Source organism: Catenibacterium sp. CAG:290 (genome assembly GCF_000437715.1).
Lineage (GTDB): Bacteria > Bacillota_I > Bacilli_A > Erysipelotrichales > Coprobacillaceae > Catenibacterium > Catenibacterium mitsuoka_A.
In genome coordinates, this window is record NZ_FR898848.1 from 1 (window position 1) to 5,291 (window position 5,291).

Below are 5,291 nucleotides of genomic sequence, written 5' to 3' on the forward strand. Positions count from 1 at the left end.
AATTTAGGAAACCCCTAGTTATTTTAAATTACCAATCATCTTTTCGTTTTGTATCCTTCGCAACGATAAATGTGATCATACCAAGTATTAATCCAAAATAGAAAGAGAAGAAACGCCATAAGAACATAGAACTAGAAGCATTAGCTCTTCCTAAGAAACCAAATAAGATCATATAACATCCTTCACTACCACCTGATGCACCAGGAATAGGGAGGAATGTATTAATTAAATTAATAATAGAAGCCAGTCCTAAGAACTGTACAAATAGTGTAACTGGTACTTTTATTCCTAAAGCAAGACATGAAAAGAATGGTGTAGAGTAGATGATGGTAAGTTTCACTATATTACATAATACTGTCTGTAATAAAGCTTTTTTATTTTTCTGTAATACTTTCATCTGTTCTCTAAATTCACCAAAGTAATTCTGAATTCTAAAGCATGTTGATTCATAGTCTTTTATAAGTGGTGTTTTAGAAAGGAGATAGACTACTTTATCTACAATAAAGTTCTGGAACTTTTTGCTTTTAGCTCCTGCAAATAATAGAAGAGTGACTACCGCATTAATAAGAAATCCAACGGCTGCCATAGAGGATACACCTACACCTTTATCTAAGAAGTAGGCTGAATCCACAATCATAATCACTGCAGTAAAGCCCATAATCACTATTTGATAACTAATAAAGCACATGAGTAAGATACTTGTAGAAATGGCAGGGGAGATTCCCTGGTTATTAAATACAAACACCTGGGCAAACTGTCCTCCTGAAGAAGAAGGAGTTAAACCACTAAATAAAGTACCTACAAGTCCATTCACAAAACCTTCTTTAAGAGTAAAGTCTTTCTTATATAAACGCGCAAAGATCATTGTAGCGAGTCCATCAAATACATAATACATAAACATAATAAAACATAAGATGAACAGCCAGAAAGGATGCGCAGTAGTAATTGTTTTAAATACAGTAGAGACTTCAGAACCTACTGACAAGTATAAAGATATACCACTAATCACAAGAATTAATGCAATATTTAATATATAGCTCTTCTTTGTTTTCATGGGAATCACCTCATTTCCCTATCTTTATTTTACCAATCTTATTCCTTATATGAAAGTAAAAGAAAAGAGTAGGGATTAAAATCCCTACTCGAATGTAATTATAATAATCTCATTTTCACATAATACTTTAAAATGATAGTTATGACGTGGCGCTACACCATTACTTACAATAAGTTCAGAACCACTTTCTGTATAACTTCCATGATTATAGGTAGTTGCATTATTACACTTTACAAGTGGTCCAATACCAGGGAACCAGATAGTCCCACCATTACTATGCCCAGATAACTGTAAATGTGTATGTCCTTTATTTTGACTAAAACTATCAGGATAATGACTTAAGGTTAAGACAAACCCGTCAGAAGCAGGTATTTCTTCCTGACTATTAATAGATTGTCCATAAAGGGTAAAAGAACTATTACGATAATGAATGGTACGAGCACTGTTATTAAGTACTTCAAATCCACCTTCATTAAGGATATTAGTCACTTCTTCAGCATGTGCATGATCTTCATCACCAAGTACTGCAAACTTACCATAACCTGGCTGAAGTTTCTTTAAGATCTTTTGTATTCTTGCATCCTCAATAGGTTTACTTTCATACAGGTCTCCAGTAAATACAACCATATCATAACTTTGATCTTCTATCTCATCTACAATTTGTTCAAAACGATCAATGTCTTTAGACGTTGTGATATGTATATCGGATAAATCTACAATCTTAAAGTTTTTAAAACCATCAGGTAATAATCCATTACTATAAGTCATTCTTGTAAAAGAATAATGTGTTCTAGAAAAGAGACATGTATAACCACCAAACAACACCAATGCGAAAACAATAATTGCAAGAATACCAGTACGAATAATTTTCTTTTTCTTCATTATTTCTTATTCATGATGACAGGAATAATCATCGGTCTTCTCTTTGTCTTAGTATAGAAATAAGATGTTAATGTTTCTCTGATTGTATTCTTAATTTCACCAAATGTTGTTTTTTCCTGCAATAAAGCACGTAGCTTACGATCCACAGCCATTTCTGCTCCATAAATCATAGGTTTACTATCTTTCATATAAACAAATCCACGGCTCATAATAACTGGTTTATGAAGTAAAATACCTGCATGAGAATCCATACTAATAAGTACTGCAACCATGCCATCTTCACTTAAAATCTGACGGTCATGTAATACCGCTGTAGATAAACCTGTTAAATCATTACCATCCACATAAATATCGTCTGCATGTACGCTTCTTGTCTGGAATATCTCATGATCCTTTAAGCATAAACAATCCCCATTACTTAATACAAATGCATGATCAGGCTTTCCACCTACTTCTTCATATAATTTTTTATGTATACAAAGCATTTTATGTTCACCATGAACTGGGAAGAAGTATTTAGGCTTAGTAAGAAGCATCATTAACTTCTGTTCTTCCTGAGAAGCATGTCCAGAAGTATGAAGGTTACTGATCATAGAGTTTTCTAGAACTCTTGCTCCAGAACGATATAACTTATTAATTAAACGTGATACAGAAGATTGGTTACCAGGAATAGGGTTAGATGAGAATAATACAGTATCACCAGGTTTAATCTTAATCTGACGATGTGTACCATTCGCAATTCTATTTAAGGCTGCAAGTGCTTCACCTTGAGATCCAGTACATAGAATTAGTATTTCATTATCAGGAAGATGTTTTGCTTCATCATTCTTAATAAAGAAACGATCAGGACACTTGATATAACCCATCTTTCTTGCAACATCAATATTGTTGACCATTGAACGTCCATATACAAGAATCTTACGATTAAACTTAACAGCAGCTTCTACAATCTGCTGTACTCTATGTATATTAGATGCGAATGTTGCAACAATAATACGTCCTTCAGTCTTTCTGAATTCTTCCTGTACCTGTCCTGCAACAGTCTTTTCACTAATAGAGAATGTAGGTACTTCTGCGTTCGTACTATCACTCATTAATAAATCAACACCTGTTTCACCTAAGAAACTCATAATCTGATAATCAGCAGGATTAGCAACTGGAGATAAATCAAATTTAAAGTCACCAGTTTCTACAATACGACCATCAGGTGTATTCACAATAATTCCCATAGATTCAGGAATAGAGTGGTTTGTATTAAAGAAACCAATATTAAAATATTTAGTTTTGATAGAACTTTCATGGTTAATAGGAATCATCTTAGTTACATGTGTAAGATGATGTTCCTCTAGCTTTCTTCTAATCATGGCACAAGCCAATGGAGAAGCATAAATAAATGGTATATTCACTAGTCTTAATAAGAAAGGAATACCCCCAATATGGTCTTCATGACCATGTGTAATAAATAATCCCTTGATCTTTTTATTATTCTTTCTTAAATAAGTATAATCTGGAATAACATAATCAATCCCAGGAAGACCTTCAGATGCAAATTTAACACCTGCATCAATAATAATCATTTCATCATTACATTCAATACAGTAAGTATTCTTACCAACCTCATTTAAACCGCCTAATGCGAATATCTTTGTCCCCTGTGTTTTAACATTATGATGTGTAGAAGGGAATCTTCTTTTAGAACGGTGAGGTTTGAATGTCTTTTTCTTTTCAGTATTATCGACTGACATAAATCACTATCCACCTCTTTCTCAAAAATGTAAAATCATTCATTAAAATAATAATATAAAAAAAGTGAATAATCAATGTTGTAAGGGAATACAAGCAAAAATTAAAAAAAGATGTTCTATCGAACATCTTAATAAGAACCTTTCTTATAGGCAGCTACTGCAAGTGAGCCTGGACCGATATGGCAGGCAACACTTAATGATAAACGATCAAAGATGACCTCTTTATCAGGGAATGCTTCTTTCACTTGTTCTAAATAATCTAAAGCAGCTTCTTTATCATAAGAATAAACACATGCTACTTCATAATCATCACCCCAGCCACGATCACTAATATCCTGTTTTACCTGGTCAATCATCATCTTACGAGCTTTTTTCATAGTACGTGAAGTACCATATTTATCTAACTTTTCACCCTGAATAGTAAGAATAGGCTTAATCTTCAATAAACCCGCAAGCGTTGCAGCAGCAGGGGATAAACGTCCACCCTTCTTTAAATATTCAAGTGTATCTACAGTAACATAGATAGTGGCATTCATCTTATTGTTCATAAGATAATCATAAATCTCTTTGGCACTATATCCTTTATTTGCCATTGCAAGGGCATCTAGGACATCTGCTTTTTGTGTTACAGAGATTCTTTGAGAATCCACAACAAATACTTTTCCTTTATACTGATCTTCATCTGCCATCATCATTGCTGTCTGACAGCTTCCAGATAAGCCACTGCTCATAGGAATATGAATAATAGCGTCATGTGTTTTTAATATTTCATCCCACTTCTTTGCGATAATCCCAATTGTAGGCTGTGAAGTGAATACTTCTGCGCCACCCATTAATTTTTCATAGAAATGTTCTTGTGTTAAATTGATATCTTCTTCAAATTCTTTCCCATCTATAGTAAAAGGCATAGGAATACAATAGATACCTAATTCTTTTGCTTCTGCCTGTGTAATGCCAGAGTTACTATCTGTCATGATTGCAATTTTCATACAAGGACCTCCTTCAGTCAAACACAATTTTAACAATTTTGAGGAATAAATCAACATTTTCTTGACTAATCAAGTTAGACGAATTACTTTAAATGTACATGAAAGGATTTACAAAAATGGTGAAAAAATACTTAGAAACACTTTATGGCATGGGAGAGAAAGCTCTTCAAGCCCTTATCATTATAGTTATTGGATATATTGTATATAAAATTTTTGATAAGTTATTTACAAAATTTATAGAAAAGTCTTCACAGGATGAAATTGTCTTAAACTTCTTTAAGACAATCATCAAGACAGTCTTTATTGTGATTATTGCGATTATGGCTCTATCACAGCTTGGTATTAATACAAGTTCTATTCTTGCTATCTTTACTGCTGCTTCTGCTGCTTTTGCACTTGCTATTAAAGACTCACTCGCAAGCTTCTTTGATGGTATTATCATCTTACTAGCAAAACCTTTTTCAAAAGGAGACTTAATTGAAGTTGTAGGAGTCACAGGAAGAATCCAGGAAATCTCTTTACTCTATACAAATCTACTTACTTTAGATAATAAGAAGATTGTTATTCCTAATTCACAGTTAGCACACTCACCATTAGTGAACTATTCAAGTGAAGAAATGC

General features: G+C 33.2%; 5 protein-coding genes. 1 reads left to right on the forward strand and 4 read right to left on the reverse strand.

All coding sequences use genetic code 11. The features are described 5' to 3' along the window. Positions 1-28: 28 nt before the first annotated feature. The 4 genes from QVO42_RS07880 to QVO42_RS07895 all read right to left on the reverse strand — a co-directional run bounded on the left by QVO42_RS07880 (position 29) and on the right by QVO42_RS07895 (position 4,670). Positions 29-1,054 (reverse strand): lysylphosphatidylglycerol synthase transmembrane domain-containing protein, encoded by a 1,026-nt coding sequence (locus QVO42_RS07880; RefSeq protein ID WP_022425579.1) that lies wholly within the window; start codon positions 1,052-1,054, stop codon positions 29-31. Between the two features lie 84 nt (positions 1,055-1,138). Next, positions 1,139-1,936 (reverse strand): metallophosphoesterase, encoded by a 798-nt coding sequence (locus QVO42_RS07885; RefSeq protein WP_022425580.1) that lies wholly within the window; start codon positions 1,934-1,936, stop codon positions 1,139-1,141. Then, complete coding sequence (rnjA, locus tag QVO42_RS07890) at positions 1,936-3,681, reverse strand: ribonuclease J1 (RefSeq protein WP_022425581.1); 1,746 nt, start codon at positions 3,679-3,681, stop codon at positions 1,936-1,938. The genes QVO42_RS07885 and rnjA overlap by 1 nt, the downstream gene beginning before the upstream one ends. Positions 3,682-3,809: 128 nt before the next feature. Further along, positions 3,810-4,670 carry a DegV family protein gene (locus QVO42_RS07895; RefSeq protein WP_022425582.1) on the reverse strand — a complete coding sequence of 287 codons (861 nt, stop codon included), beginning with the start codon at positions 4,668-4,670 and terminating at the stop codon, positions 3,810-3,812. A gap of 116 nt (positions 4,671-4,786) precedes the next feature. Here QVO42_RS07895 and QVO42_RS07900 point away from each other — a divergent pair. After that, positions 4,787-5,291: mechanosensitive ion channel family protein (locus QVO42_RS07900; protein ID WP_288164103.1), on the forward strand; the 505-nt coding region annotated here is incomplete at its 3' end.

Coding starts and splice junctions, on each gene's coding strand:
- QVO42_RS07880 (WP_022425579.1), bottom strand. CDS start 1,054: ATGAAAACAAAGAAGAGCTATATATTAAATATTGCATTAATTCTTGTG.
- QVO42_RS07885 (WP_022425580.1), bottom strand. CDS start 1,936: ATGAAGAAAAAGAAAATTATTCGTACTGGTATTCTTGCAATTATTGTT.
- rnjA (WP_022425581.1), bottom strand. CDS start 3,681: ATGTCAGTCGATAATACTGAAAAGAAAAAGACATTCAAACCTCACCGT.
- QVO42_RS07895 (WP_022425582.1), bottom strand. CDS start 4,670: ATGAAAATTGCAATCATGACAGATAGTAACTCTGGCATTACACAGGCA.